We start from the raw sequence: 22196 nt of genomic DNA, 5'->3' as shown, positions 1-22196 counted from the left end.
TCAGCACGTCAGAAGGGCTCCTCTCCAATCTTGGAAAGGAGCCCTTCTGATCTCCAGCGGTTCGGTCGGGCCACACACGAGCCATTAGCGGACGGGCCACCAGTGAAGCCGCGCGCGACTTCGGAGGCTGAGCCTGTGACGGTAGAGATCAAACAGGCGCAGGCGGCTCGGACTCTTGCTCACCCGGCGAGGGCCGTGGCTGCGCAGGCACGGGACCTGGACCTGCGGCAGGACTGGACGCCTCCCCTGACGGGGCAGCGGTTTGTGCGAGGTCGCGATCATTGCGACGATGGCCGTGATCAGCGCTGCAAGCATGCTGAGCATCGCGAAAACCATGCAAACGACAGACCCGGTCTCCGTCAGCAGGGTTGAACGCACTGACTGCCTTGCCGGACGCGTTCCCGGGATGCGGCACATCACCGCGGCCAAGAAGCTCTACTTCTCCGTCCGTCTCACCTTCAGCGCCATCATCACCGGCGACGTGACCTCATGACCGCAACGTCCCTACCGGTCGAGCGGCGCCGCAACTTCCATTCGTCTACGCCATCGGCGGAGCCACTGGTAGCGCTCAAGACAGTGCGCTGCCTGCCTTCCATTCATCCCAGGACAGCGACCAGTCGCCGTAGGTGTCCCAGACCGGCAACGGAGGCCCGCCTGAGTTGGTGACTTCGACGACATCGCCCAGCCCGAAGGTCTGGAAGAACCACGCAGCGTTGGCCTGATCGAGGTTGATGCATCCGTGCGAGACGTTCGAGTTGCCCTGCTGGGAAACGCTGGCCGGGTTCTCGTGGACGAATTCGCCGTCGTTGGAGATGCGCTCGGCGAAGAATTCGTCCGACCGGTAGTAATCCGGGTTACCGGGGCACACGCCGTAAGTGCAGGAGTCCATTGTGTACTTCTGCTGCTTGTCCGAGATCACGTGCGTACCGACGTGCGTGGGCGTGATGTCCTTGCCCATGCTGATCGGCATGGTGTTCACCAGCTGGTCGTTGTGGAAGATCTGCATTTGTTCGGTGTTGCCATCGGCCTTGGCCACCCATGAGTCGTGCACGTGAAAGTCGAGGGTGCGGTCGGTCTGCCCGTACACACCGTTGCCCAGGTCGACCCCGTAGATGTTGATCTTGACTGAAACGTCGGTGCCTGGCTTCCAGTAGTTCTGCGGCCGGTAGTGCACCTCCTTGTCGGAGATCCACGACCAACTCCCGGGTTGGTCCGGCGTGGCGGTGACTTGGAGACCCTTCTCGGCGGCGGCGCGGTCTTTGATCGCGTGGTCGAACCGGACGACGATCGGCTGACCGACACCGACGTCGACGCCCGGTTTCGGCGCCGGAATGAGACTGGGGTACGCCTGTGCCTTCGGGGCGAGGGTGTGGATCGTGCTGTGCTGCGTGGTGGACTTTCCGCCGGTGCCGGTCGCGGTGGCGGTGATCTCGTAGTTCCGGTCGTAGCCGAGGACCTCGGTGGTGCGCCAGCTGAGCCGGTCGTCGGCCATCGCACCCTGCACCTGCTGACCCGACGGGTTCGTCACGGTGACCGACGCGAGGTTGCCGTCGCGCACCGACACCACGACCGGCGTAGTTGGGTTGACCTCGTCCCCGCCACCCGGTGTGACATCCACCGTTGGGGCAGGTATGGGCGGTGTGGTCGCCGTTCTCGTTCCTTCGGGTGCGCCGCACGCGCCCAGCCCGACCACCATTCCCAACACAACCGCCGCATAAATCGGACGACGTGGAACTAATCGAGCAATTCTCCGCTGCCCCCAACACAACATTATCTCACCTCGCCGCCAGTCTAATTTGCTCGGCGAACAACGTTGTTTGGGAGTGGGGTCTCCGCTTGTGATCGTGTAGCGGGCTAACAATGAACGCCGCGGGCACCCTCACCACGCAGGTCAGGGGCGGTTTCCCGGGGTGTCCGACGCGTCGCGATCAACCCGCCCTTACCGCCAGGCCGTCGTCCACAACGCGTTGCCCTTGATCCCGGAGAACAGCAGCGCACCCTGTCCGGACGTACCTGGGGGGTTTGGCGAAGGTCGTCCGGTAGCGGGTTCGACGCGAGCGGCCTGCGGCTCCACAGCCTCGTACCTCTCCGAGGAAAGTACTTGCCGGACAGGCAAGTACCGAGGTACTTTCCTCTTAGGCAAGTGATTCACCGCAGGAAAGGACTTGGAGGAGAGAACGATGGTGGACAGCCCCACTCCCAGCGAAGCCGCGCGTGCGCTGCAAGAAGTCAACGAACGCAAGGACCAGGCAGTCGACTCCACGCGACGGTCGCGCTGGGTCGACATCGTCTTCGGCTTGGCGATCTTCGCCATGCTCGCGGCTCAAGACTTCCTCGGCACCGACGCCGCGGCAATAGCAGTCATGATCGTCGCAGTACTCGCCGTGGGCCACACCTGGTTGGGCCGCACCCGATGGGGAGCAGCCATACTCGGCCAGCCCACTCGGGTACGACGGGAAGCGATCTCGCTGAGGTTCAGAATCCCCGCGATGACGGTGCTGGTCGTGGCGATGCTGATCGGAATCCTGGTTCCTCTCCTGGGCCTGCACCCGCTTGCTGGCGTGCCCTACTGGCACACGATCCTGGGCGCCGTACTGGGGATCGCGCTGATTTTCTTCGGCGGCAAACTGCAAACCGGCATGAATTCCCTGGCCCGCAGTGGTCCCGCGACGAAAGCTAGGTGAGCAATGGACAACACTGGCGTGGACCCACTGCTGTTGGACCCGACCCGCTTGTCCATCGTGTCGCTGCTGGCAGCCACCCACTGGGCCGAGTTCGGCTGGGTACGGGACGCGGTGACCATGTCCGACTCGGCACTGTCCAAACAGGTCACCAATCTGAACAAGCAAGGCTATGTCGAGGTCAAAAAAGGCTACGTGGGCAAACGACCCCGGACGTGGCTGAACCTCACCGAATCTGGGCGGCGTGCGCTGCAAGCCCATGTCGAAGCCCTGCAACGGATCGCCGCCCAGAGTCAGCAGACCGGCCAAGAGCACGCCCAAAACAGCAAGAAACCCGGCTGACCCGGCGACTTCGCGCCGAAAACACGCTCCCTGTGGGCTGCCGCTCGATGGACCACTGACGACCAGGAACGTCGGATGTCGCTGGGGATAAGCCGTCGAAGTGTTGCGGGCGTTGGGCTTTGTACGGGGTCAACGCTCGTCGGTGGTGGTGCCCGAGTTGAGGTAGTGGGCGGTCTTTTGGTGGCGGGCTTCGAGGCTGACTCGGATTCGGGCGGCCATGCGGGGGATCAGGTAGTTGTCGAGTTCCGTTGGCCGGACCCAGCAGGCTTGGTCCAGTTCTTCGGGAGGTAGGACGAACTCGGCCTCTTCGTTGAGCTGTGGGCCTTCGAAGACGAAGTTCAGCAGGCCGTCGTGGCCGTCGCGAGGCGACACGTAGTCCACTACCAGGAGACGTCCGACGCGCAGAGCTAGGCCGAGCTCTTCGAGTAGTTCGCGTTCGGCTGCTTCGGGTGGCGACTCATCCCGCTCCACGACGCCGCCTGGTATCTCCCAGCACTCTCGCTCCAACGGATGGACGAGCAGTACTCGTCCAGCGGCGTCTTGGATGAGGGCACCGGCGGCTGCCCGGAGCAGTGCGGGTTCGGGGTGCGTGGTCATGGCAAGACGGTAGCTACGGGCCTTCTAGTGATTGATCGTCTTCGCTCCGTCGCTCGCCAAGGGCCGAACCAGCAATGTGTTGGCTAGTGGCAGCACAGTCTCCCCCAACAAAATGGGGACGGTTGGTTGGAAAGCTCCGGGCGGCACTGGGTCATTCGGCGTTTGACCAGGAGCGGGTGGACAGGACGAGGCGATAGCCGTCGGGGTCGGCCACCGTCACACCCCAGCGGTCCCAGTACTCGCTCTGCGACAGCTGTCGGCCGCCAGCCGCAACCAGCCTGTCGACCAGGACTTGGTCGACAGGACCAGCCAGGTAGATGACCAGCAGGTCCTCCTGGCTCGGCTGCGGCGGCACCGCCTCGTCACCGGCGACCAGTTCGAGGTGCCATGACGCATTCCGCCAGCCCAGCATGAGCAGGTCGTGTTCGCCGGGGCGACCACCACTTGCCCGGAAGAGCACTTCCAGACCGAGTCCTGCGACGTAGAACTGCTCCGCTGCGGCCAGGTCCTTGGACGGCCGCGCGATGCGGATGTGGGCGGTTGGATCGATCATCGAGATGAGCCCCTTCCCTTCGCGGCTACCAGGATGAAACCTCCACCGCAGTAGAGGTCAAGAGCGCCCGACCACACCGAGCTGTACGTCGAAATCGGCTGCGAACCGCACATATTCGGCCAGTTGATCACGAGAGTTGCAGGTGCATCAGGACTTCGTCCCGGTCGTCGTTCGGGGCGAGGCGTAGGGCTTTTGGCCAGCGGCCTACCTCTTGCCAGCCCAGGCGGGCGTAGAAGGACTCCAGGTCCATTCCGCCCCGGACCGCTAGGTGCAGGTGTTCCAGGCCGAGTTCTTCTTTCGCGACTTGGCAGGCCATCGCCATCAGGCTGGTGCCCACGCCCTCGCCGCGGTAGTTCGGATGGCTCTGGACGTGGTGCACCGAGGCCCAGTGCGCGATCAACGGGTTCGGGTTGCGGCGTAGGACCAGCCAGCCCAGGAGGCCGCGGGCGTCCTGGGCGGTGAGCAACCGGCACTGGTCGGGGTGCAGCTCAGCGACCAGGTTGTCCACCGCCGGACGCACTTCGCGTACCGAGACCGGCGGGAACGGGAACCCCGCCGCCCCGCCAGCATTGGTTACCGCCACCCAGCAGTCCGTCAGAGCTCGACGGAAATCGTCCGGGACAGTCGCGCCGGACACCCATTGCCGGACTTCCGTCGAACTTCGCGCGGTCATGTCGCGAAGTATCGACGGCTACCCCGACATCGCTGGGATCAGAGGTCGAAGACCACGCCCGTCTTGGACGTCAGGGTGCAGGGGTTCGGGAATTCTTGCTCGAAGCGGACTTCCGATCCGTTCCAGCGGCCCACGGCCGTCACCTTGATCGGGTTGTACTCCATGGTGCAGGCCCTCGTCGGGTTCGCGTCCACCACGTTGAGGTTTCCGTTGGCCTCTTCGAGAAGCGCGCACGCTTCCGCCGCGTGCTTGTGCGTTCCCCCTGCGGGGTGGCATTGCAACACCGCGGTGCTGGGTGCCATCGCCCTCGCGCTGAGGGACAGTCGGAGAACGCTGGGGCCCGCGCTGTCCGTGGTCGCCGATGCCACCGCAGCAGGCGCGAGGGAGGTTCCGACGATCAGGGCGGATGCGAGCAGAACGCGACGAGCTAGTTTGGTCAACACTGTTCCTCCAGGCAGCAAAGGATTTCGAGGGGCGGTCACAACACCGGCATCGTGCTGCGAAAGCGCCGCAGATCCGTTTCGCATCGTGCGGTTCGCGACTCGCGAGAATCCGCACCACGCGCCGGAAAAGCCTCTCCCGGTGGGGAATGCGCTCGTTGAATCTGCGGCGCTCGAAGATTGCGGTCGGCAACGCGTTGCTATCCCGTCGTAACGGGCGAGAAGGACGCTACTGCACTACTTTGCGTAGCATTTGTTAGCCCATCAGAGTGAGCAGTGAGCGCCGAACGCGCCAGATCGTCTGAGATCCTGATTCCCAGCGGCGCTTCGATAGCTACCGGGTCGTGGGGGGGGGGGGGGGGGGGCCCCCCCCCCCCCCCCCACCCACCCCCCACCACGACGTCACCCACCGCCAACTCGTCGAAGAAGCGCTTCGAATCCGGCTCGGAGAGGTGGATGCAGCCGTGCGATGGAACGTCGAGGGGCCCGGCGTGGAAGGCGATCCCGCCCGGCGCGAAGAACACCGAGTTCGGCATCGGGATGTCGAACTCGCTGCTGTGGTGTTCCTCGTCCTTCCACTCGACCTGGAAGACACCGACCGGTGTCGGTTCACTCGGTTTGCCCGGCATCATCGGGACCGGCCCGGCGATCACCACGCCGCCGCGCTGCAACCACGCCATCCCAGCGGAAAGGCTGACGCATGCGGCTGCTTCAGCGCCGCACGGCGGCTTCGGCTGGGGCGGTGGAGCTGGGCTCGCCAACGGGGGCGGATTCTCCGCCGGAACGGGCTGTCTGTCTTCCTGCGCCGAACACGCGGCGAGCAGCACGCTGATCAGCAGGCCGGGCACGATTTTGGTTCCGCGCATCGGATCGCCTCCCGTTCGTGGACCTTCGAGTGGGAGTACGGGCTACGCGGTCGAAAAGTTGTCGGGGGACAGCCTCAACTTTTCGCCACCGCCATCCGTCAGAGACGATGTGAGGACCCATGGCCAAGGGTGACGAGCAGTTCGTCGAATTCGTGCGGGCAAGTTCGGCGCGGCTGCTGCACGCCGCCTTCCTGCTGACCGGCAACCGCCACCAGGCCGAAGACGCGGCGCAGACAGCGCTCGCTCGTACCTACGCGGCCTGGACTCGGGTGCGCGAGCAAGACGCGTACGCCTACGCGAGGGCCGTGCTGACCAACCACGTCATCGACGGGTGGCGACGGCCGATCCAGGAGAAGGCCACCGACAACGTTCCGGAGTCGCCCGTAGATGCGGACGTTGCCGACCGCGTCACCAGGCAGGACTGGCTGATGCGCGCGCTGGACCAGCTGACCGCACGCGAACGCGGCATCATCGTGCTGCGGTACTTCTTCGACCTGCCGGAGACCGACGTCGCCGCCGAACTCCGCATTTCCCTCGGCACGGTGAAAAGCACCTCGTCCCGAGCCCTGGCCAAGTTGCGGACCGCCCTGACTCCAGTCGCCGCAGAGCCCTTGATCGGTGGAGAACAACCATGACCGAACTCGACGCGCTGCGCGCCGCGTTGCGCGAACCTCCAGCCGAAGACCTCGGTGATCTCGACGTCGAGCGGATCATGGTCGCAGGAGCAAGCATCAGGCGGCGTCGCCGGATATTGATCAGCAGCGGCGTAGTCGGCCTCGTGGTGGCCGTGTTGTTCGCAGTGTTCGGGGTGGGCTTGCTCAGGCAGCCGGGGGTGCCGCCGATCATCGCCGCGTCCGCGCCTCCGGTTGGTGACGTCATCTCCACCGGAATCCACGACGCCGAGGGTGAACTCGTCTTCTACCTGCAACTGGTGGATATGCCCAAGAAGCTGCCGTTTCCCAGTGCCTCGATCGCATCCGGTCACCGCGCGGCGGACGGTCGGATCGTCCAGTCGACGGTGGTCGACTACGTGCAGTTGGACCGGCCGTCGGGTCTCCAGCTCTACACCGGCAAGCAATCCTCGCCTGACGAGTACCTGCCGCCCTTCGGCTACTGCGTGGGTCCCGCAACGAGGATCATCGCCAAGTTGGACGGACGCCTCGTGCAGGCGAAACAGGTCGCGTGGAGCCAAGATCCCCGGGTGGTGATCTTCTGGTTCGACGTGCCGGGGGAACCATCCGCTGAGCGGTTCACCGACATCGCCGCGTACGACGTGGCTGGCAACCGGCTTCCCTGAGCCGAACTGCCGACCTGGTCGGCTGGATCCGCGACGGTCGAGGCTCGATCGTGCGGAGTTGCTGTTGCGGTGTCTACCCTTGCCGCTGTGCGGGCGCCGAACGACAACGACAGCACCTGGCAGAGTTCGTGGCTGGCGGCGATGACAGTGATCAAAAGCGCTCAGCGCGTTTTCACCCCGGGAAACCGGCCACCTGCGCTTGATCGTCAAGCACGGCAGCGGCACTCGCGCTCCTGACACGATCGACAAGGCACCGCCGCACGCACCGGAGCGCAGACCGCGATGACTGATCCCTCGGAAATCCCCGACCGCACCGAGCAACTGCCATTGACCGAACACGATCGAGACCAGCTGTTGCAGCGTCGAACCATCGTGCTCGACCAAGACGTCGACGACGATTTGGCCAACCGGATCGTCGCGCAGATGCTGCTGCTGGCGGCGGATGATCCGACGACCGACATCGTGCTCCTGATCAACTCCGAGGGCGGCTCGGTCTCCGCCGGACTGGCCATCACCGACACGATGGCCCTGGTCTCGTGCGATGTCGCGACCTACGCGACGGGCCTGGCCGCCGGGATGGGGCAGTTCATCCTCTCGGCCGGTACGAAGGCCAAGCGCCACGCCCTGCCGAACGCCCAGATCATGCTGCGCCCGATATCCGGGCCAGGTGACACCGCCAGGGTGCAGCAGGAAATGGTCGGGATGATCGCCGAGCACACCGGACGAACTCCCGAGCAGATCCTCGACGATCTGCGCTCCGGCCGTTCGTTCAGCTCGGCGGAAGCCCGCGAGTACGGCTTCGTCGACCACGTCGTCGAACCGCCCACCCACATGACCCGACCGCACATCGGTTCCAACGCCGGACAGTTCGACGTCGCGCCAGCGATGGGGGCCGACGTGCAACTGGCCGAATCACAACTGCTCGAACTGGCCAGCCTGGTCAACCACCGACACAGCTGGAACCCGATGCAGTTGGACCTCTCCGACTTCGGCCAGCCCAGCGGAAGTCAACGCACCTGGACCGACCCCGTCGCCGCCGGAGAACTCTCCGACTCGCTGCGCGCGCACGAACCGAGCGTGTACTCCCTCGCACTGGCCAGGGCCGCAGAGCAGGGCGATGCACGTGCGGTCCTGAAGTCCGCGATCAAGATCGGCAGACCGGATTCCCTGGCACAACTGGAGAAGATGCTCGACCAGTACGGGACCAAGAAGATCGCGGAAGACTACCTCAACAGCGGTGCAGCAGAACTCGAACGCGCCGGAAGGAATTGGGGCAAGAAGCACGGATTCGAGGTCAACTACCTCCCGAACGCGGCAGACCGGGGCCAGTGGGGTTCACGCTGACCACGACACCAGCCCGCCCGGCTCGTCGACGAACGTAGGGCTCGCCGCAGGCGACCGGTTCTCCGTGAGCACGGCTCGCCGCTGCGAGGTGGGGGACGGCCTCGTACCATCCGCCACAAGGCCATTTTGATCGGCCGAAAGTACAGCCTTTGCGAGCCCGCAGCACGTTCCGGCATGGCGGATGAGGTACATACCATCGCCGCATTCGTTTCCACGCTAGGAGAAACATGCGAATGCGAAAGCTAGTGATGCCACTGCTCGCCGCCTGTGCCGCCCTGGGACTCACCGCGGCTCCCGCGTCGGCGATCATCGGCGGTCAGACCGCGCCCGACTCGTACTCCTGGATCGTCGACCTCGGCCACCGGGACAACGGCCACGGCTGCGGCGGCGGGCTGATCGCGCCGCAATGGGTGGTCACCGCTGGCCACTGCTTGTCTGGAGCCGAACCGGGCACCGAGGTGCGAATCGGGTCCAACGACCGCACGACCGGCGGCGAATTGATCGCCGTCCAGGCCACCTTCCACCCGGCGGCGGGCGACATCGGTCTGGTCAAGCTCGCCACCCCCGCAACCGCCGCACCGATGCGTACCGGGCCGATGCCCGCTGGTGGCCCGATCCGACTGCTGGGTTGGGGAATGGACAGCACCACGAACCCGACTTCGCCACGACTGCTCAAGCAACTCGACACCGAGGTCCTGGGCCAGTGCGGACCCGCCAACGAGCTCTGCGTGAAGGTCTCAACCACCGACACCGCCTGCCACGGCGACTCCGGCACCCCGGCCACCGTCGACGGTTCGGTAGTGGCGGTCACCAGCCGAGGCCCCATCGGCACGTGCGGTGACGGAGGCTTCGCCATCTACACCGCAATCGCCCCGCACCAGGACTGGATCAATCAAACGATCAGCACGAACTGAGCCGCTCACCTGGCGGCAGTGCCTCGGAGCAGGGGACGGCTGGATGCACCTGACGAGGAACTGTCGCCGCCCGGGAACACCGCATGTCCACTATAGACAGTTCGTGCATCGCCAACCACGAGCAGGTCGGTTCCAACCGGTTTAACAGATTGCTCGGCCCCTCGGCGCGGCGCACGATACCTGCATGCGCTTCTCGATCAACATCCCGAACTTCGGCGATTTCGCCGATGCGAAGAACGTGGCATCCGTTGCTGCAGCGACAGAGGAAGCAGGATGGGACGCCTTGTTCATCTGGGACCACGTGGTCTGGCGCAAGCCGACCAAGAAGACCTTCGGTGATCCGTGGATGCTGCTGACGGCAGCGGCGCTGGCCACCACGGGGATCAAACTCGGAGCGCTCGTCACCCCGGTCGCCCGACGACGGCCGCACCAACTGGCCCGCCAGACAGCCACGCTGGACAACCTCAGCGGCGGGCGCGTGATCTTCGCGGCCGGACTGGGCGGACCGATCGAGGACGAGTACGGCAGCTTCGGCGAGTCCACCGATCAGCGGGTGCTCGCCGAACGCCTCGACGAAGGGCTGGAACTGCTGGACCGCTACTGGTCGGGAGAACCGGTCACCCATCTCGGCCAGCACTACCAGGTCCACGACGTCACGATGCTGCCCACCCCGGTGCAGCGTCCCCGCATGCCGATCTGGATCGCCGGGCGCTGGCCGACCCGCCGACCCATGCGGCGGGCGGCCCGATGGGACGGTGCCGTGCCCCTGTTCCACTCCGCGCCGCACGGCCACAACCCGCCCGTCGAAGAGGTCCGCGACCTGGTCGACTACATCCGCGAACACCGCGACGCCCAGCAGGGCAACGCCTTCGAAGTCGTCGTCGGCGGTGCCAGCCCCGCATCCACGGCCAAGGCTCGCGATCTGCTCGGCCCCTTGGTCGACGCGGGCGCCACCTGGTGGGACGAACGCCATCCCATCGACGGCAACGAGATCGACCAAATCAAACCGGTCCTGCGACGCATCCAACAGGGGCCGCCAGCAATCTAGCCCACCCCGTGGACTGTCCACATCGGACGACATCATCCCTCGGAATGATGCTGGGTAGCCCCACAGATCTATGCGTCTTCAAGCTCCAGACCGATGTACCCGGATTGATCTCTCCCTAGTGTCTAGTGCATGGCTTGCACTGAGGAGAGAGTCGAATGAAGGTCAGGATCGCGTTAGGCATCACCGTCGTACTCGGGGCGCTCGTGAGCGCTTCGGCGTGTTCGAACCCCACCGGCAAGTCCTGGGCCATCACCTACGAGGTGAGCGACCAGAACGGCGGCGAGCTGTCCGAAGTCAGCTACGCGAACTCGCCCGACCGCTACGCGGACGAGGTCACCCAGCACACGCTGACCGGTCCGATCGGCGTGCCTTGGAAGCAGGATGTGGTGGTCACCGCCGGTCAGAAGGCCGACGTGATCGCCACACCGACCGGGAACCTCACGCTGACCTGCCGGATCCTGCTGGACGGCGAGAAGGAGCTCGCCAGCGCCACCGCACCGGGCCCAGGACAGCCGGTGACCTGCGAGAAGTTGACAGATTCGTGAGCGCTGACTGCCACGCCGATCCGCGGCGGTGTCAGTCGAAGAGCAGTTCCCGGTTACCGGGCCGTCGGAGGTGGATCTGGCTGATTACTTGCAGGACGACCAGCAGGATGAGCCACTGCGCGGCGCTCAGGGCGGGTACGACGTCGATGGGCAGGGTGTAGGCGAGCACGACCCGCAGCAGGGCGTCGGTGAGCAGGCCGACTCCCCAGAGGACGGTCAACACGCGCCAGATGCGCCGGAACGGTGCGGACTCGTCCCACCGCCGATCCCAGCCGTCGGCGTCGTGCCCGGCGCGGGAGATCATCATCCGGCCGATCGAGAACATCGCTGGCCGAGCGGAGGTGGTGGTCGCCAGCACGACCAGACCGAGTGCAGCGGTGATACCGCCGTCCTTGGCCAGCAGGAAACGCGGGCTGCCGGACAGCAGCGAGGTCGCCGAGCTCGCCACGATCAGCACCAAGACCAGCACGGCGAACCACTCCACTCGCCGATGGTGCACCAGCGAGATCGCGGCACGGGCAGCCGGGACGGCGGCACCGACCAGCAGCGCCAGCCACGGGGCGACGCCAAGTGCGCGCAACCCGTAATAGAGCGCGACCGGCGCCGCCAGATCTGCCAGCAGCACTGCGCCTATTTCGCGATACCGGTTGTCGCGTGCGGGCTCCGTCCGGGTCATCCGGTGACCTCGGCACGCGTGCGGTCGACTTGGTCGGTGAAGGCCAGCAGGCGGGTATTGGTGGCCTCGGCTTGCTCGCCGGGCAGGGCGTGCGATGCCTCTGGCCAAACCTCAGCGTGCACGTCGGCCAGGAAGGTCGCCGCCCGCCGCCGGGCGCGCTGCGCATCCAGCATCGTGCTCCGGCCCCCGAGTATCGCCAGCACCGGGACCCGCACCGCGCGCAGGGTGTCCGGGCTCGGATAGGTCGGTGGCGGCAACGCCGCCGAGTACTCCCGCATGGCGACGTCGATCAAATCGGCAACCGGATCATCGTGATCGACAGGTGTTCCCCCGGCCACGGAATTGAGGAAACGCTTGCGCAACCACGCAGGCGCGAAGGGGGCGGCGCCAATCGACCGCACGACGGTGCCCAGCGGGATGCGGTCGAGCGTGTGCGCCGGGTCGAGCAGCGACAGCGAGGCCAGGCCCGCAGGCGCCTGCGCGGCGAGAGTGAGCGCGAGCCAGCCTCCGATCGAGGTACCGATCACGTGCAGCGGGCCGGTGTCCAGCGCGTCCAGCGTCGCGCGTAGCCACCTGACCTGATCCGCGGTGCTGCGAATCGGCACGACCTGCACGCTGCGTCCGGGCTCGCCCAGCAGGTCCAGTGCATAGACGGTTCGGCGCGCGGACAGGGCCGCGAGGTTGGGTGCCCACATCGCGGCTGGCGCGGTCTTACCCGGCAGGAGCACCAGCGGCGCTCCTCCGGCGGTGCCGAACCGCAACACGCGCACGGTCCCGAACGGGGTGTCCACATCACGCACCTCGGCCGGGGTGGGCACCACCTCCATCGCCCGGTCATAGGCACTCAGGAACCGGGCGCGCCCCGCAGGGCTGGTGAAATGGCCGACTCGCACGACATCCCCCTTTTACAATCCGATCGGATTGTAAAAGGCTCGGTAGATTGATGGCAAGCCGAACGGATTGCAAAGGAGGCGGAGCACGTGCCCAAGCTGGTCGATGCCGCCCTGCGGCGCCGTGAGATCGCTGAGGCGTTGTGGCGCATCGCCGCGCAGGAGGGCCTCGAAGCAGTCAGCCTGAACCGGGTCGCGCAGGAAGCCAGGGTCTCCAAAGGGCTTGTGCAGCACTACTTCTCCAGCCGGGCGGAAATGCTCACGTTCACCCAGGAGCACCTGCGGGAGTACTTGGATACCCGGCTGCGTGACCGGCTCACGGCTATCCAGCCGACCGGTCCGTTCGAGAGCGTGCGCGAATTGGCCGCCGCGCTCCTGCCAGTGGACCAGGACGGTCGCACCGCAGCCCTGGTTGGCAGCGCGTTCTTCGTCCGATCCCTGTCCCAACCGGACACCGCGGAGAAGTTCCGGCAGGGACAGGCGGAAGTACTCCGGTTGCTGTCCGACCTGCTCGCCGAGGCTCAGGATGCCGGTGAACTCCGCGCCGACCTCGACGCGGAACGCGAGGCGGAAATCCTGCTCGCCGTGATCGGCGGAATCGGCGACTCCCTACTCCTCGGGCAACACACCCCGGAGACCGCGCACGCGGTCCTCGATTACCACTTCGACCGCCTCGCCCCTCCTCCAGCCGAGGAGGGATGACCGACCGGCCTGGTGCTGAATATCGCCGTTGTCGTCGCAGTCGAGCCGCCGGGCGCCGTGGTCGAGGGTGTGAGCGCGCGCCGGATGTCCTTGTCCAGTTGGGCGAACACGGCGATCCGCTCGCCGAGCTGATTTCGCTGGTGGCGATAACCGATTCCCAGCATCCGGCCGTAGATCTACCGTGGCCGCATGCACTCACCGATCACGGGCACGGCCGCTGGCGTGCCATTCACCGCCCTGCCGCCGGCCGACGGCCGTGCCGCGCCGTTGATCGTCACCTGGCACATGCTGGACGCGCCGAGGTCGGACGCCGCGTTCGCTGCCGCGTTGCCGATGAACGACCTGCCCGCGTGGCGAGTGCACCTCGGCATGCCGATGTGCGGGGCGCGCATGGTCGACGGCAGCATGGACGCCGGTGTGGAGCTTCTCCGCAAGGACGTCCTGATGGCCGCTCTGCACCCGTTCGTCCGGCAGGCGACCGAAGAGTTCCCGGCAGCGTTGGAGTCGATCCGTGCGCAGCTGCCCGTCGATGACGGCCCGATCGGCGTGCTCGGCGGCTCGCTGGGCGGGGCCGTCGCGCTGCGGATCCTCGCCGACACCGAGATCCCGGTCTTCGCCGGTGCCGTCGTGAACGCCGCCATCCGGATGCGGTCCGTCGTCGACCTGTTCCCAGGCGACTACCCGTATGACGCCGAGTCCGAAAAGGTCGTCGACAGCTTGGACTTCGTCACCAAGGCGGGCGTCATCGCCGGTCGCGCGCCGTTGCTGGTCGTCAGCGGCGAGCTGGATCACCCGGCGCTGCGTGCCGACGCGGTAAGCCTCGTCGACGCTCTGGGGGAACGGTCCGAACTCCTGTCGATCCCTGGGCTGGCGCATCCGCTCGCCGACGAGCCCGGCATCGAGCCCGCGCCGCAGCTGCCACTGGCCCGCGAGGTGGACTCCGGCCTGACCACGTGGTTCCAACGCCACCTCACGGATGCAGGCTGAGCAACGTCGCCGATGGCATTTCGTCACCGTGCCCGGTTTTGCTCAAGGATTTGAGGAAACGCATACCGCGTCGCCGGATTCCGCTCCGGCTGGCTCGTGGTCTCCGGTCCAACGCAACACACCAAGGACTACCTGGAGGGGCTGACCATGCTCGCATCGATGCGGCTGTGCCCCAACGCTCCGGCCCAGTACGCCATCCAGGCCGCGCTCGGCGGCCGCCAGAGCATCCGCGACCTTGTCCTGCCCGGTGGTGGCCACCTCCTGAACAACGCGACCGCGCCTGGGAGAAGCTCAACGAGATCCCCGGTGTTTCCCTGCGTCAAACCCAAGGGTGCTCTCTGCGCGTTCCCCGCTTGAACCTGTCGGTGCACAAGATCCACGACGATGAGCGGTTCGTCATCGCGCGCCTGCTTTCTCGGATCGGAGGTTCGTGCTATCGCGGGGTAGTCGCCTGTCGGTCGCCCAGACGGCCAGCGCGCAGACCGCGAATCCGGTCCCGAGGAGACTGGAGCCCGCCCAGCCGTGGGCGGTGAAGATGGCGGTGGTTGCGGCTGCGCCGAGGGCGGAGCCGAGCGAGTAGAAGACCATGTAGCTGCCGATGACGCTGCTGGTGCGATCCGGATGCGCGGCGGTGAGCAGGTGCTGGTTGCTCACATGCGCGGCCTGGACCGCGAAGTCGAGAACCACGATTCCGACGATGAGCAGCCACAGTGACCTCGGCAGCTGCGCGATCGCTGCCCACGAGAGGATGAGCAGGGCTAGCGCGAGACCGGTGACCGGGGCCGCGCGTCCTGCATCCGCCCACCGCCCCGCGCGTGCCGCGCCGAGAGCGCCAGCGAGTCCGGCGATGCCGAACAGTCCGATCTGGCTCTCGCTCAGCTGCCACGGCGTGTCCGCCAGCGGCAGGGACAGCCCGCTCCACAGGGTTCCGAACGATGCGAACAAGAAGAACGCGATGAGCCCGCGCGACAGGAAGATGCGCTGCCCGAACAGTCCGCCGAGTGAGACGACGGCCCGCCTGTACGCCGCAGGTCGGTTGGGGCGCTCCTCTGACGGCAGTACGACGAGGACGAGGGCCGCGAGCCCGAGCGACAGCACCGCGAGCGCGGCATAGACGCTCCGCCAGCCCCACACGTCGGCGAGCGCGCCGGTGACGACCCGCGCGCTCAGGATGCCGACCACAACGCCCGAGGTCACGACACCGATGTTCCGTCCGCGTTCGGCAGGCAGCGAGACCGACGCGGCATAGGCCACCGCGGTCTGCACCACGACCGCGAACACCCCAGCCGCTGCGAGCCCCACGAACGCCACCCATGCGGCTGACGCCGAGGCCGTCAGGATCGTGCCCATTGCGGTGAGCGCCAAGTGCACGGCGATGAGTCGACGCCTGTCGACCACATCGCCAAGCGGCACCAGCAGCACCAGCCCTACCAGATAGCCGACCTGGCCGGTCGCGACGATCCACCCAGTGAGTTCTGCCGACACACCGAGATCTCGTCCCATCGGCTCCAGAACCGGCTGAGCGGCATAGATGCTCGCCACAGCGACACCACACACCACCGCGAGCAGCAACCGCCGCCACACATCCATCGCACGCCAATCCCAATCAGTAGCAGATTGCAACCAATTTGACCGTACGGCATGATGGTTTCAATCCGCAACTCATCGGGAGGTGTCATGTCGCGCACCACCATGCGCGCCCCGAACCCCGGCTGGACCGACCCCGACTGCCCCGTCGCCCGCACGCTCGACCTCGTCGGCGACAGGTGGAGCCTTCTCGTCATCCGCGACGCGATGGACGGGGCACGATCGTTCACCGAGTTCCAGCGACGCACCGGCATCGCCCGCAACATCCTCGCCGACCGCCTCCGCAAGCTCACCGCTCACGGGCTCCTCGCCCAGCACACCGCAAAATCGGGCCGCCGCCAGGAATACGTGCTCACCGACGCTGGCCGCGACCTCTTCCCAGTCATCCTCACCCTGCGACAGTGGGGAGAACGCCACGCCTTCGCCCCCGACGAGACCCACTCCACCCTTGTCGACCAGCGCGGCACCCCGGTGCCGGAAATCGCGCCGACCAGCGCCGACGGCTCCGTCCTCGACGCCGACACCACCCACGTGCAGAAGACCCGATAGAAAGCAAATCCTCAGCTGCACACACCGTGCCGCGCTCCATCGTCTGCGCCTGCGGGGGCCGGGAAGATTGATCAATCGGTGTCGCAACTCGGCGATCATTGCTTTGGCGTATTCAGATGTCGTGTCATGGCGGCTGCGGCTGCCAGGGTGTTGACGTAGTCGCGCAGGGGGACGATCTGCCCGTTGCGCACTACGACTGGCACGAGCAGCCGATGGCGGCCTAGTCAGGTCACTTCGCCACGCGGTACTTCAGGTGCGTCACGCCCGGTGCCTCGACCACCCGCACCTGCTCCAGGTTGAGCTGCGGCGACAGGTTGTCCAGCAGGCGCGCGCCGCCGCCGAGGATGACCGGCACCACGTGCAGCTCCAGCTCATCGAGCAACCCCGCGGCCAGGTACTGGTTGATCGTGTGGGCGCCGCCGTGGATCATGACGTCCTTGTCCCCGGCGGCCTCGCGTGCCTGGTCGTAGGCCGACTTGATCCCGTCGGTGACGAAGACGAACGTGGTGTCCGACAGGGTCACCGGCTTACGCGGGTGGTGGGTGAGCACGAACGTCGGGACGTGGAACGGCGGATCCTCGCCCCACCAACCGGTCCACGACTCCTCCCACGGCCCGGTGCCGCCGCCGAACATGTTGCGGCCCATGATCCCGGCGCCGACGTTGGCCTGCCGTTCGTCCATGACCTGTGTACTGGCGTTGACCTCGCCGCCCTCCATGCCGTGCGCCCCGCGCCAAGCCGCAAGCCCGACCGCCCAGTCGTGCAGGCCCTCCCCGCCCTCGCCGAGCGGGTTCTCCAAACTCTGGTTGGGCCCGGCCACGTACCCATCGACGGAAACCGAGATGTCGGCGCGAACCTTGCTCATCATTCCTCCCGTGTCAGCTGTGCTGGCTGTCGCGAGGTAGACAGGCGTGCCTCGGAAAACTCATCGGTTCGATCGAAACCTCACGCCCACCAGAGGATCCAGGGCGTACCGCCGGTGCGCACGGCCACGCCCGGCCCTGCGCCAACGCTGGGCTTCAACACATCCGCGAACGTGTACTCGGCGGCATGGCAGCGCGTTCGCAGACCCGCTCCCCGACGCCGGAATTGAGAAGCCACCGGGCTGAACGAGATCGGCATGTCAAGCGCGACGAGCGTGGCAATGGCCGCCAGGCCATCAACGACGCGGCATACGTTGGCAGGCGGAGGCAGCTGTCACGACACCGCCTCGAGCCGCGGGCCATTGCGCCATGCGGCGGCCAGGTCTTGCATCGGGAGGTCGAGTACCTCGCTGAGGCAGGCGATCGTGCCGAACGCGGGGGTCGGGAGCCGACCGGTCTCGATCTTGCGCAACGTCTCCGGCGACATCCCGGCCGCGTGCGCCACGTCACCGAGATCGCGGTCTGCTCGCGCTTCACGCAGCAGCCTGCCGAGACGCTTGCCAGCCTCGATCTGTTCGGGCGTGAGCGGATTGCGAACCATTGCACGAGCATACGACTGGTATTTTAATACCTGCAAGTGCTACGGTATTATTATACCGGCGTACGACGTGTGAAGGTGCCCATGATCGAGTTGAAGTCGCTCGCAGAGATCGAACGGATGCACACCACCGGGCAGTTCGTCGCCCAAATCCTGTCCGAGCTCAGCGAACTGGCCGACGTGGGCGTCAACCTCCTCGACCTGGAACACCACGTCCGCAGCAGGATCCGCCAACGCGGGGCGCGATCCTGCTATTGGGACTACGCCCCGTCCTTCGGCAACGGCCCGTTCCGCAACGTCGTCTGCCTGTCGGTCAACGACGCGGTGCTCCACGGACTGCCCCACGACTACGCACTGCGCGACGGGGACATCCTCAGCATGGACCTCGCGGTCGGGATCGACGGTTGGATCGCGGACGCCGCCCGCACCGTCATCGTGGGCACGCCAGCCGACGATGACCTGCGACTCCTCCGCGCGACCGAAGAAGCGCTCGCCGGCGGCATCGAGGCCGCGAGGCCAGGCAACCGGCTGGGCGATATCTCAGCAGCGATCGAGGCGGTCGCCACCTACTACGGCTACCCGATCAATACGGAGTTCGGCGGCCACGGGCTCGGACGGACGATGCACGAGGATCCCCATGTCCCCAACAAGGGCCGCGCTGGCCGCGGCCTCAAGCTCCGAGCGGGCATGACCCTGGCGCTCGAACCCTGGTTCGCTCGCACCACCGACCGGATCGTCTTTGACCCCGATGGCTGGACCATCCGCTCGGCCGACGGCTCGCGCACCGCCCACTCCGAGCACACGATCGCGATCACCGAAGACGGCCCCCTGGTGCTCACCCGACGCCTGCCACACCACGCGGACTTGGCCTCGACGTGAGCTCGGCCGAGTCCGCGACACAGTGAGACTCTGCGAGATCCACCGAGAACGGACACCGGCCCTGGGTCGTTGTCTCAATCTCACTTCATAACTGAAATTGAGATGAAGTCGGCCGCGAGAAAATGCAGCCAATCTTGAAACCCTGCAAAACCTGTAGCGCTCGTTCGGTCCCTCGGCCGCACGTCAGCTTGAGATGCGGGCTTCGATGCCGTCGAGGAGGAAGTCGAGGCCGGTCCGGAAGGTCTGGTCGGCGTCCAGGTGGGGGCCATCGCGTACGACCGTGGCCAGCGCGGGGAATCGGCCAGTTGCGAAGGTTCGCTGCAGATAAGGCCCGAAGGTGGACTGCCACTGCTTCTTGTCCATCCCGCTGGCCCGCTCGGCCCGCCGCTCGGTGATCTCGCGGCGCACCGCGCCGATCACGTACGCATTGACCGCGGCGACCGCTGGCACGACGGTGTCCAGGTCGACGCCGCCCATCGCGGCCAGCACGGCCTCTCCGCTGGCCAACGTGTTCGGTCCGAGCTGGGGCCGCCCACCGATCAGGTCGGCGAGCCATTCGTGCTGGTGAGCGGCCTGCCGGGTGGTTTCGGCAAGGGAGCGCAGCACCTCTCGCCAACCGTCTCCGGTTGGCCGGATCTCGGCGTGGACCGCATCGACCATCAGGTCGAGCAGCTCCTCCTTGGTGGCGATGTAGCCGTACAGCCGCATCGGGCCGACGTCCAGCGCGGCGGCGACCTTGCGCAGCGACACCGTCTCCAGGCCGTCCGCGTCGGCCAGCCGGATCGCCGCTCGTACGATCCGCTCCCGGCTCAGCGGGCCCGGCACCGGTCGATCCGGCGGCTCCGGCCTCTCCCATACCAACATGCCGCCGACAATACATCGCCTTGTGCGATACAGTGTATTCACTGATACGGTGAATCGGGGTAACCATGACCATCGCCATCGTTGGAGCTGGCCTGGGCGGCCTGGCCCTTGCCCGTGTGCTGCACGTGAACGGCATCGACGCCGTCGTGTACGAACGTGAATCGTCGCGCGGCGCGCGCGGTCAGGGCGGCATGCTCGACATCCACTCGGGGCAGCGGGCGCTGCGTGAAGCCGGTCTGATCGACCAGTTCTACGCGATTGCCCGTGGTGAAGGCCAGGACATGCGGCTTCTCGAGCCGGACGGCACCCTGCTGCTGCAAGAGGACACGCCCGACGATGCCCCGCTTGAGCGACCTGAGGTCGACCGTGCCGATCTGCGCGACCTGCTGCTGGACTCTCTTCCTGAACACGCGGTGCGCTGGGGGCATGCGTTCGAATCCGCCGACAACGGCGTGCTGCGCTTCGCCGACGGCAGCAGTGCGACGTATGACCTGCTGGTCGGCGCTGACGGCGCGAACTCCCGGGTCCGCGCACTGCTCACCGACGCTCGACCAGCGCACATCGGCCAAAACGTCGTCGAGCTCTGCATTTCCGACATCGACCGCACCTACCCCGACCTCGCGGCGATGGTGGGGCGCGGCAACTACTGGGTGCTCGGCAACGGACAATCCCTGGCGGCGCAGCGCAATGGCGACGGCCGCGTACGCATCGGCCTCAGCTTCTACAACACCGCCGAGGACTGGTTCGCCACCAGCGGGATCCCGTTTGACGACCCAGCCGCCGCTCGGGTGCGGCTGATCGAGGAGTTCACCGGCTGGGACCCACGGTTCACCGCACTGATCGCAGCCTGCGACGACACGATCGTGCCACGGTCGATCACCACTCTCCCGGTCGGTCTGACCTGGCCGTCGACGCCGGGCGTCACGCTGCTCGGCGATGCCGCGCACCTGATGCCGCCGGTGGGGGAGGGTGCCAACATGGCGCTGCTCGACGGCGCCCTGCTCGGCCTCGCGCTGGCCGCGCACCCGGACGACTTTCCCGCCGCCGTCAAGGAATACGAACGCGAGATGTTCGAACGCACCAGCGCTGCCGCCCGGATGTCCGCGGACATGCAGGAATTGCTGATGTCGCCGGACGCCAGCCAGAAAATGCTCGCATTCTTCCAACCGGGCTGAGATGTCACCGAATACGGCGCGGGCAACGAGCTTCCCTTCCGCCGCAGGTACCTGAGTGCTTCTGGCCGTGATGCCAGCGAAACGTTCGCCACGGCGGAGCCTCTTGCAGCCAGCCGATCTCAGCCTGCGGCCACGCTCGTTCCTCCAGCGCACCATCGCGTACGCACCGCTAACAGCTGATCGGTCACGCCGTAACACTGGCCACCAAGACCACGGCACGTGAACACACGAAGATCGCGATCACCCGATCCAGCGACCCATCGCCAAATTCTCAGTTCGATTGCTGGCCGTGCCAGCAAGCGGCGGTCTCGGATCGGCCACGTCGACGGGTGGACACCGGCATCAGGTGGCTAACTTGTCAGGCATGCTTGATCAAACTCGAGTCGCCGTTCGGATCGTGCTCCTGGACCTTTCCTCCCGCGTGCTCTTGTTCGAGGGGCGGGACCTGTCTGACAGTGGTGACAGCGTGCGCTTCTGGTTCACCGCTGGCGGCGGGGTTGACGGCGTCGAGTCCCTGGCGGATGCTGCCAACCGGGAGTTGCAGGAGGAAACGGGTCAGTCCGGGCTAAAGCTGGTTGGTCCCTTTCACCGCCGAGAGCTCGACTTCCTCAACCACGGTGAACCACAGCATCAAATCGAACACTTCTTCGCCGCAAGGACGAGCGACACTTCGCTAAGCATTCACGGCTGGACCGAACTTGAGCAGAGGGCGATGACCACGTGGCGCTGGTGGTCGACGAAGGAGCTGGAAACTGCGGGTGTCCAGTACTTTCCGAGCAGCCTTCTGGATCTCGTCCGACTTGCGGACGTACTCGTCTGAGGTTCACCGCCGGCGGATCTGATTCTCAGTCCGACGTCCATTTGGACAGACGGTGGACATCGGAACTGAGAATTGGACATCAGATTTGAGAACCTACAAAACCTGTAGGGTCTCAAACTCCGCGACATCTTGATCTTGTTTGACCTGCGGTCTTGCTCGGTGTCTCAGTCGGCGTGTCCGCCCCGGTGTCTCAGTTCGATGGCATTTCTTCAATGGGCCGGGTCCGACTAGCCGCGCCGGTCTCACAGGGTTCAGGCAGCGTTGCGTGTTGATCTAAGGTGCCGCCATGACGCTCAAGCTCCGGCC

Annotated in this window: 27 protein-coding genes and 1 pseudogene; 16 read left to right on the top strand and 12 right to left on the bottom strand. The window is 66.2% G+C overall.

Annotated features, from left to right (window positions below):
* The first annotated feature begins 289 nt into the window (after window positions 1-289).
* Window positions 290-493, top strand: coding sequence for a hypothetical protein (locus MOQ72_RS39845; RefSeq protein WP_242191156.1), 204 nt, complete (start codon window positions 290-292; stop codon window positions 491-493).
* Between the two features lie 75 nt (window positions 494-568).
* Here the strand turns inward: MOQ72_RS39845 and MOQ72_RS39840 are convergent, their stop codons facing one another.
* Complete coding sequence (locus MOQ72_RS39840; RefSeq protein WP_308198056.1) at window positions 569-1618, bottom strand: L,D-transpeptidase; 1050 nt, start codon at window positions 1616-1618, stop codon at window positions 569-571.
* Window positions 1619-2180: 562 nt separating this feature from the next.
* Here MOQ72_RS39840 and MOQ72_RS39835 point away from each other — a divergent pair.
* Both MOQ72_RS39835 and MOQ72_RS39830 read left to right on the top strand, forming a co-directional pair.
* Complete coding sequence (locus MOQ72_RS39835; protein WP_242191155.1) at window positions 2181-2684, top strand: hypothetical protein; 504 nt, start codon at window positions 2181-2183, stop codon at window positions 2682-2684.
* 3 nt (window positions 2685-2687) lie between these two features.
* Entirely contained in the window at window positions 2688-3023 is a 336-nt protein-coding gene (locus MOQ72_RS39830; RefSeq protein ID WP_242191154.1) for a winged helix-turn-helix domain-containing protein, read from the top strand.
* Window positions 3024-3152: 129 nt separating this feature from the next.
* Here the strand turns inward: MOQ72_RS39830 and MOQ72_RS39825 are convergent, their stop codons facing one another.
* The 5 genes from MOQ72_RS39825 to MOQ72_RS39805 form a co-directional block, all read right to left on the bottom strand.
* Entirely contained in the window at window positions 3153-3620 is a 468-nt protein-coding gene (locus MOQ72_RS39825; protein ID WP_242191153.1) for an NUDIX domain-containing protein, read from the bottom strand.
* A 151-nt stretch (window positions 3621-3771) separates the two neighbouring features.
* On the bottom strand, window positions 3772-4173 hold the full coding sequence (locus tag MOQ72_RS39820; RefSeq protein WP_242191152.1) for a VOC family protein: 402 nt from the start codon (window positions 4171-4173) through the stop codon (window positions 3772-3774).
* Between the two features lie 127 nt (window positions 4174-4300).
* Window positions 4301-4846, bottom strand: a complete 546-nt coding sequence (locus MOQ72_RS39815; protein ID WP_242191151.1) for a GNAT family N-acetyltransferase — start codon at window positions 4844-4846, stop codon at window positions 4301-4303.
* A gap of 38 nt (window positions 4847-4884) precedes the next feature.
* Window positions 4885-5373 (bottom strand): SSI family serine proteinase inhibitor, encoded by a 489-nt coding sequence (locus MOQ72_RS44970; protein ID WP_277955372.1) that lies wholly within the window; start codon window positions 5371-5373, stop codon window positions 4885-4887.
* Window positions 5374-5486: 113 nt separating this feature from the next.
* Window positions 5487-6152 carry a L,D-transpeptidase gene (locus MOQ72_RS39805; RefSeq protein ID WP_242191149.1) on the bottom strand — a complete coding sequence of 222 codons (666 nt, stop codon included), beginning with the start codon at window positions 6150-6152 and terminating at the stop codon, window positions 5487-5489.
* A 119-nt stretch (window positions 6153-6271) separates the two neighbouring features.
* Between MOQ72_RS39805 and MOQ72_RS39800 the strand changes: the two genes are divergently transcribed.
* The 6 genes and pseudogenes from MOQ72_RS39800 (at window position 6272) to MOQ72_RS39775 (ending at window position 11300) form a co-directional block, all read left to right on the top strand.
* Window positions 6272-6787, top strand: a complete 516-nt coding sequence (locus MOQ72_RS39800; RefSeq protein ID WP_242191148.1) for a SigE family RNA polymerase sigma factor — start codon at window positions 6272-6274, stop codon at window positions 6785-6787.
* Window positions 6784-7449, top strand: coding sequence for a hypothetical protein (locus MOQ72_RS39795; protein ID WP_242191147.1), 666 nt, complete (start codon window positions 6784-6786; stop codon window positions 7447-7449). Before MOQ72_RS39800 ends, MOQ72_RS39795 begins: the two co-directional genes overlap by 4 nt.
* 282 nt (window positions 7450-7731) lie before the next feature.
* Window positions 7732-8265: pseudogene (locus MOQ72_RS39790) on the top strand (ClpP family protease); the annotation flags it as partial.
* A gap of 761 nt (window positions 8266-9026) precedes the next feature.
* Window positions 9027-9707, top strand: coding sequence for a S1 family peptidase (locus MOQ72_RS39785; protein WP_242191146.1), 681 nt, complete (start codon window positions 9027-9029; stop codon window positions 9705-9707).
* 184 nt (window positions 9708-9891) lie between these two features.
* Window positions 9892-10755 (top strand): LLM class flavin-dependent oxidoreductase, encoded by an 864-nt coding sequence (locus tag MOQ72_RS39780; RefSeq protein WP_242191145.1) that lies wholly within the window; start codon window positions 9892-9894, stop codon window positions 10753-10755.
* 155 nt (window positions 10756-10910) lie between these two features.
* Window positions 10911-11300 (top strand): hypothetical protein, encoded by a 390-nt coding sequence (locus MOQ72_RS39775; RefSeq protein ID WP_242191144.1) that lies wholly within the window; start codon window positions 10911-10913, stop codon window positions 11298-11300.
* A gap of 31 nt (window positions 11301-11331) precedes the next feature.
* Here MOQ72_RS39775 and MOQ72_RS39770 read toward each other — a convergent pair whose 3' ends face one another.
* Complete coding sequence (locus MOQ72_RS39770) at window positions 11332-11976, bottom strand: VC0807 family protein (RefSeq protein ID WP_242191143.1); 645 nt, start codon at window positions 11974-11976, stop codon at window positions 11332-11334.
* Window positions 11973-12869, bottom strand: a complete 897-nt coding sequence (locus MOQ72_RS39765; protein ID WP_242191142.1) for an alpha/beta fold hydrolase — start codon at window positions 12867-12869, stop codon at window positions 11973-11975. Before MOQ72_RS39765 ends, MOQ72_RS39770 begins: the two co-directional genes overlap by 4 nt.
* 87 nt (window positions 12870-12956) lie before the next feature.
* On the opposite strand from MOQ72_RS39765, the gene MOQ72_RS39760 reads away from it, so the two are divergent.
* The 3 genes from MOQ72_RS39760 (at window position 12957) to MOQ72_RS39750 (ending at window position 14912) form a co-directional block, all read left to right on the top strand.
* Window positions 12957-13568, top strand: coding sequence for a TetR/AcrR family transcriptional regulator (locus MOQ72_RS39760; protein WP_242191141.1), 612 nt, complete (start codon window positions 12957-12959; stop codon window positions 13566-13568).
* A 189-nt stretch (window positions 13569-13757) separates the two neighbouring features.
* Window positions 13758-14555 (top strand): alpha/beta hydrolase family protein, encoded by a 798-nt coding sequence (locus MOQ72_RS39755; protein ID WP_242191140.1) that lies wholly within the window; start codon window positions 13758-13760, stop codon window positions 14553-14555.
* A gap of 96 nt (window positions 14556-14651) precedes the next feature.
* Complete coding sequence (locus tag MOQ72_RS39750) at window positions 14652-14912, top strand: hypothetical protein (RefSeq protein ID WP_242191139.1); 261 nt, start codon at window positions 14652-14654, stop codon at window positions 14910-14912.
* Between the two features lie 39 nt (window positions 14913-14951).
* Here MOQ72_RS39750 and MOQ72_RS39745 read toward each other — a convergent pair whose 3' ends face one another.
* Window positions 14952-16145, bottom strand: a complete 1194-nt coding sequence (locus MOQ72_RS39745) for an MFS transporter (protein WP_242191138.1) — start codon at window positions 16143-16145, stop codon at window positions 14952-14954.
* A gap of 87 nt (window positions 16146-16232) precedes the next feature.
* On the opposite strand from MOQ72_RS39745, the gene MOQ72_RS39740 reads away from it, so the two are divergent.
* Window positions 16233-16691, top strand: coding sequence for a winged helix-turn-helix transcriptional regulator (locus MOQ72_RS39740; protein WP_242191137.1), 459 nt, complete (start codon window positions 16233-16235; stop codon window positions 16689-16691).
* Window positions 16692-16920: 229 nt separating this feature from the next.
* Here MOQ72_RS39740 and MOQ72_RS39735 read toward each other — a convergent pair whose 3' ends face one another.
* Both MOQ72_RS39735 and MOQ72_RS39730 read right to left on the bottom strand, forming a co-directional pair.
* On the bottom strand, window positions 16921-17556 hold the full coding sequence (locus tag MOQ72_RS39735) for a dihydrofolate reductase family protein (protein ID WP_242191136.1): 636 nt from the start codon (window positions 17554-17556) through the stop codon (window positions 16921-16923).
* Window positions 17557-17888: 332 nt separating this feature from the next.
* A complete protein-coding gene (locus tag MOQ72_RS39730; RefSeq protein ID WP_242191135.1) occupies window positions 17889-18155 on the bottom strand; it encodes a helix-turn-helix transcriptional regulator in 267 nt (88 codons plus the stop codon).
* A gap of 81 nt (window positions 18156-18236) precedes the next feature.
* On the opposite strand from MOQ72_RS39730, the gene map reads away from it, so the two are divergent.
* Window positions 18237-19031 carry a type I methionyl aminopeptidase gene (gene map, locus MOQ72_RS39725; protein WP_242191134.1) on the top strand — a complete coding sequence of 265 codons (795 nt, stop codon included), beginning with the start codon at window positions 18237-18239 and terminating at the stop codon, window positions 19029-19031.
* Between the two features lie 183 nt (window positions 19032-19214).
* On the opposite strand, the gene MOQ72_RS39720 is transcribed toward map, so the two are convergent.
* Window positions 19215-19895: a TetR/AcrR family transcriptional regulator gene (locus tag MOQ72_RS39720; RefSeq protein WP_242191133.1), complete on the bottom strand. Its 681-nt coding sequence runs from the start codon at window positions 19893-19895 to the stop codon at window positions 19215-19217.
* A gap of 65 nt (window positions 19896-19960) precedes the next feature.
* On the opposite strand from MOQ72_RS39720, the gene MOQ72_RS39715 reads away from it, so the two are divergent.
* Together MOQ72_RS39715 and MOQ72_RS39710 are read left to right on the top strand one after the other, a co-directional pair.
* Window positions 19961-21070 (top strand): FAD-dependent oxidoreductase, encoded by a 1110-nt coding sequence (locus MOQ72_RS39715; RefSeq protein ID WP_242191132.1) that lies wholly within the window; start codon window positions 19961-19963, stop codon window positions 21068-21070.
* A 364-nt stretch (window positions 21071-21434) separates the two neighbouring features.
* On the top strand, window positions 21435-21890 hold the full coding sequence (locus MOQ72_RS39710; protein WP_242191131.1) for an NUDIX hydrolase: 456 nt from the start codon (window positions 21435-21437) through the stop codon (window positions 21888-21890).
* The last annotated feature ends 306 nt before the right edge of the window (window positions 21891-22196 follow it).

The sequence above is a fragment of the Saccharopolyspora soli genome (assembly GCF_022678645.1).
Classification (GTDB): domain Bacteria; phylum Actinomycetota; class Actinomycetes; order Mycobacteriales; family Pseudonocardiaceae; genus Saccharopolyspora; species Saccharopolyspora soli.
This window is presented reverse-complemented; position numbering and strand designations above follow the sequence as displayed.

Bases quoted from the DNA above. Each gene is read 5' to 3' on its own strand.
- MOQ72_RS39845 (WP_242191156.1), top strand. From the start codon at position 290: ATGGCCGTGATCAGCGCTGCAAGCATGCTGAGCATCGCGAAAACCATG.
- MOQ72_RS39835 (WP_242191155.1), top strand. From the start codon at position 2,181: ATGGTGGACAGCCCCACTCCCAGCGAAGCCGCGCGTGCGCTGCAAGAA.
- MOQ72_RS39830 (WP_242191154.1), top strand. From the start codon at position 2,688: ATGGACAACACTGGCGTGGACCCACTGCTGTTGGACCCGACCCGCTTG.
- MOQ72_RS39825 (WP_242191153.1), bottom strand. From the start codon at position 3,620: ATGACCACGCACCCCGAACCCGCACTGCTCCGGGCAGCCGCCGGTGCC.
- MOQ72_RS39820 (WP_242191152.1), bottom strand. From the start codon at position 4,173: ATGATCGATCCAACCGCCCACATCCGCATCGCGCGGCCGTCCAAGGAC.
- MOQ72_RS39815 (WP_242191151.1), bottom strand. From the start codon at position 4,846: ATGACCGCGCGAAGTTCGACGGAAGTCCGGCAATGGGTGTCCGGCGCG.
- MOQ72_RS44970 (WP_277955372.1), bottom strand. From the start codon at position 5,373: ATGCGAAACGGATCTGCGGCGCTTTCGCAGCACGATGCCGGTGTTGTG.
- MOQ72_RS39805 (WP_242191149.1), bottom strand. From the start codon at position 6,152: ATGCGCGGAACCAAAATCGTGCCCGGCCTGCTGATCAGCGTGCTGCTC.
- MOQ72_RS39800 (WP_242191148.1), top strand. From the start codon at position 6,272: ATGGCCAAGGGTGACGAGCAGTTCGTCGAATTCGTGCGGGCAAGTTCG.
- MOQ72_RS39795 (WP_242191147.1), top strand. From the start codon at position 6,784: ATGACCGAACTCGACGCGCTGCGCGCCGCGTTGCGCGAACCTCCAGCC.
- MOQ72_RS39785 (WP_242191146.1), top strand. From the start codon at position 9,027: ATGCGAAAGCTAGTGATGCCACTGCTCGCCGCCTGTGCCGCCCTGGGA.
- MOQ72_RS39780 (WP_242191145.1), top strand. From the start codon at position 9,892: ATGCGCTTCTCGATCAACATCCCGAACTTCGGCGATTTCGCCGATGCG.
- MOQ72_RS39775 (WP_242191144.1), top strand. From the start codon at position 10,911: ATGAAGGTCAGGATCGCGTTAGGCATCACCGTCGTACTCGGGGCGCTC.
- MOQ72_RS39770 (WP_242191143.1), bottom strand. From the start codon at position 11,976: ATGACCCGGACGGAGCCCGCACGCGACAACCGGTATCGCGAAATAGGC.
- MOQ72_RS39755 (WP_242191140.1), top strand. From the start codon at position 13,758: ATGCACTCACCGATCACGGGCACGGCCGCTGGCGTGCCATTCACCGCC.
- MOQ72_RS39745 (WP_242191138.1), bottom strand. From the start codon at position 16,145: ATGGATGTGTGGCGGCGGTTGCTGCTCGCGGTGGTGTGTGGTGTCGCT.
- MOQ72_RS39740 (WP_242191137.1), top strand. From the start codon at position 16,233: ATGTCGCGCACCACCATGCGCGCCCCGAACCCCGGCTGGACCGACCCC.
- MOQ72_RS39735 (WP_242191136.1), bottom strand. From the start codon at position 17,556: ATGAGCAAGGTTCGCGCCGACATCTCGGTTTCCGTCGATGGGTACGTG.
- MOQ72_RS39730 (WP_242191135.1), bottom strand. From the start codon at position 18,155: ATGGTTCGCAATCCGCTCACGCCCGAACAGATCGAGGCTGGCAAGCGT.
- map (WP_242191134.1), top strand. From the start codon at position 18,237: ATGATCGAGTTGAAGTCGCTCGCAGAGATCGAACGGATGCACACCACC.
- MOQ72_RS39720 (WP_242191133.1), bottom strand. From the start codon at position 19,895: ATGTTGGTATGGGAGAGGCCGGAGCCGCCGGATCGACCGGTGCCGGGC.
- MOQ72_RS39715 (WP_242191132.1), top strand. From the start codon at position 19,961: ATGACCATCGCCATCGTTGGAGCTGGCCTGGGCGGCCTGGCCCTTGCC.
- MOQ72_RS39710 (WP_242191131.1), top strand. From the start codon at position 21,435: ATGCTTGATCAAACTCGAGTCGCCGTTCGGATCGTGCTCCTGGACCTT.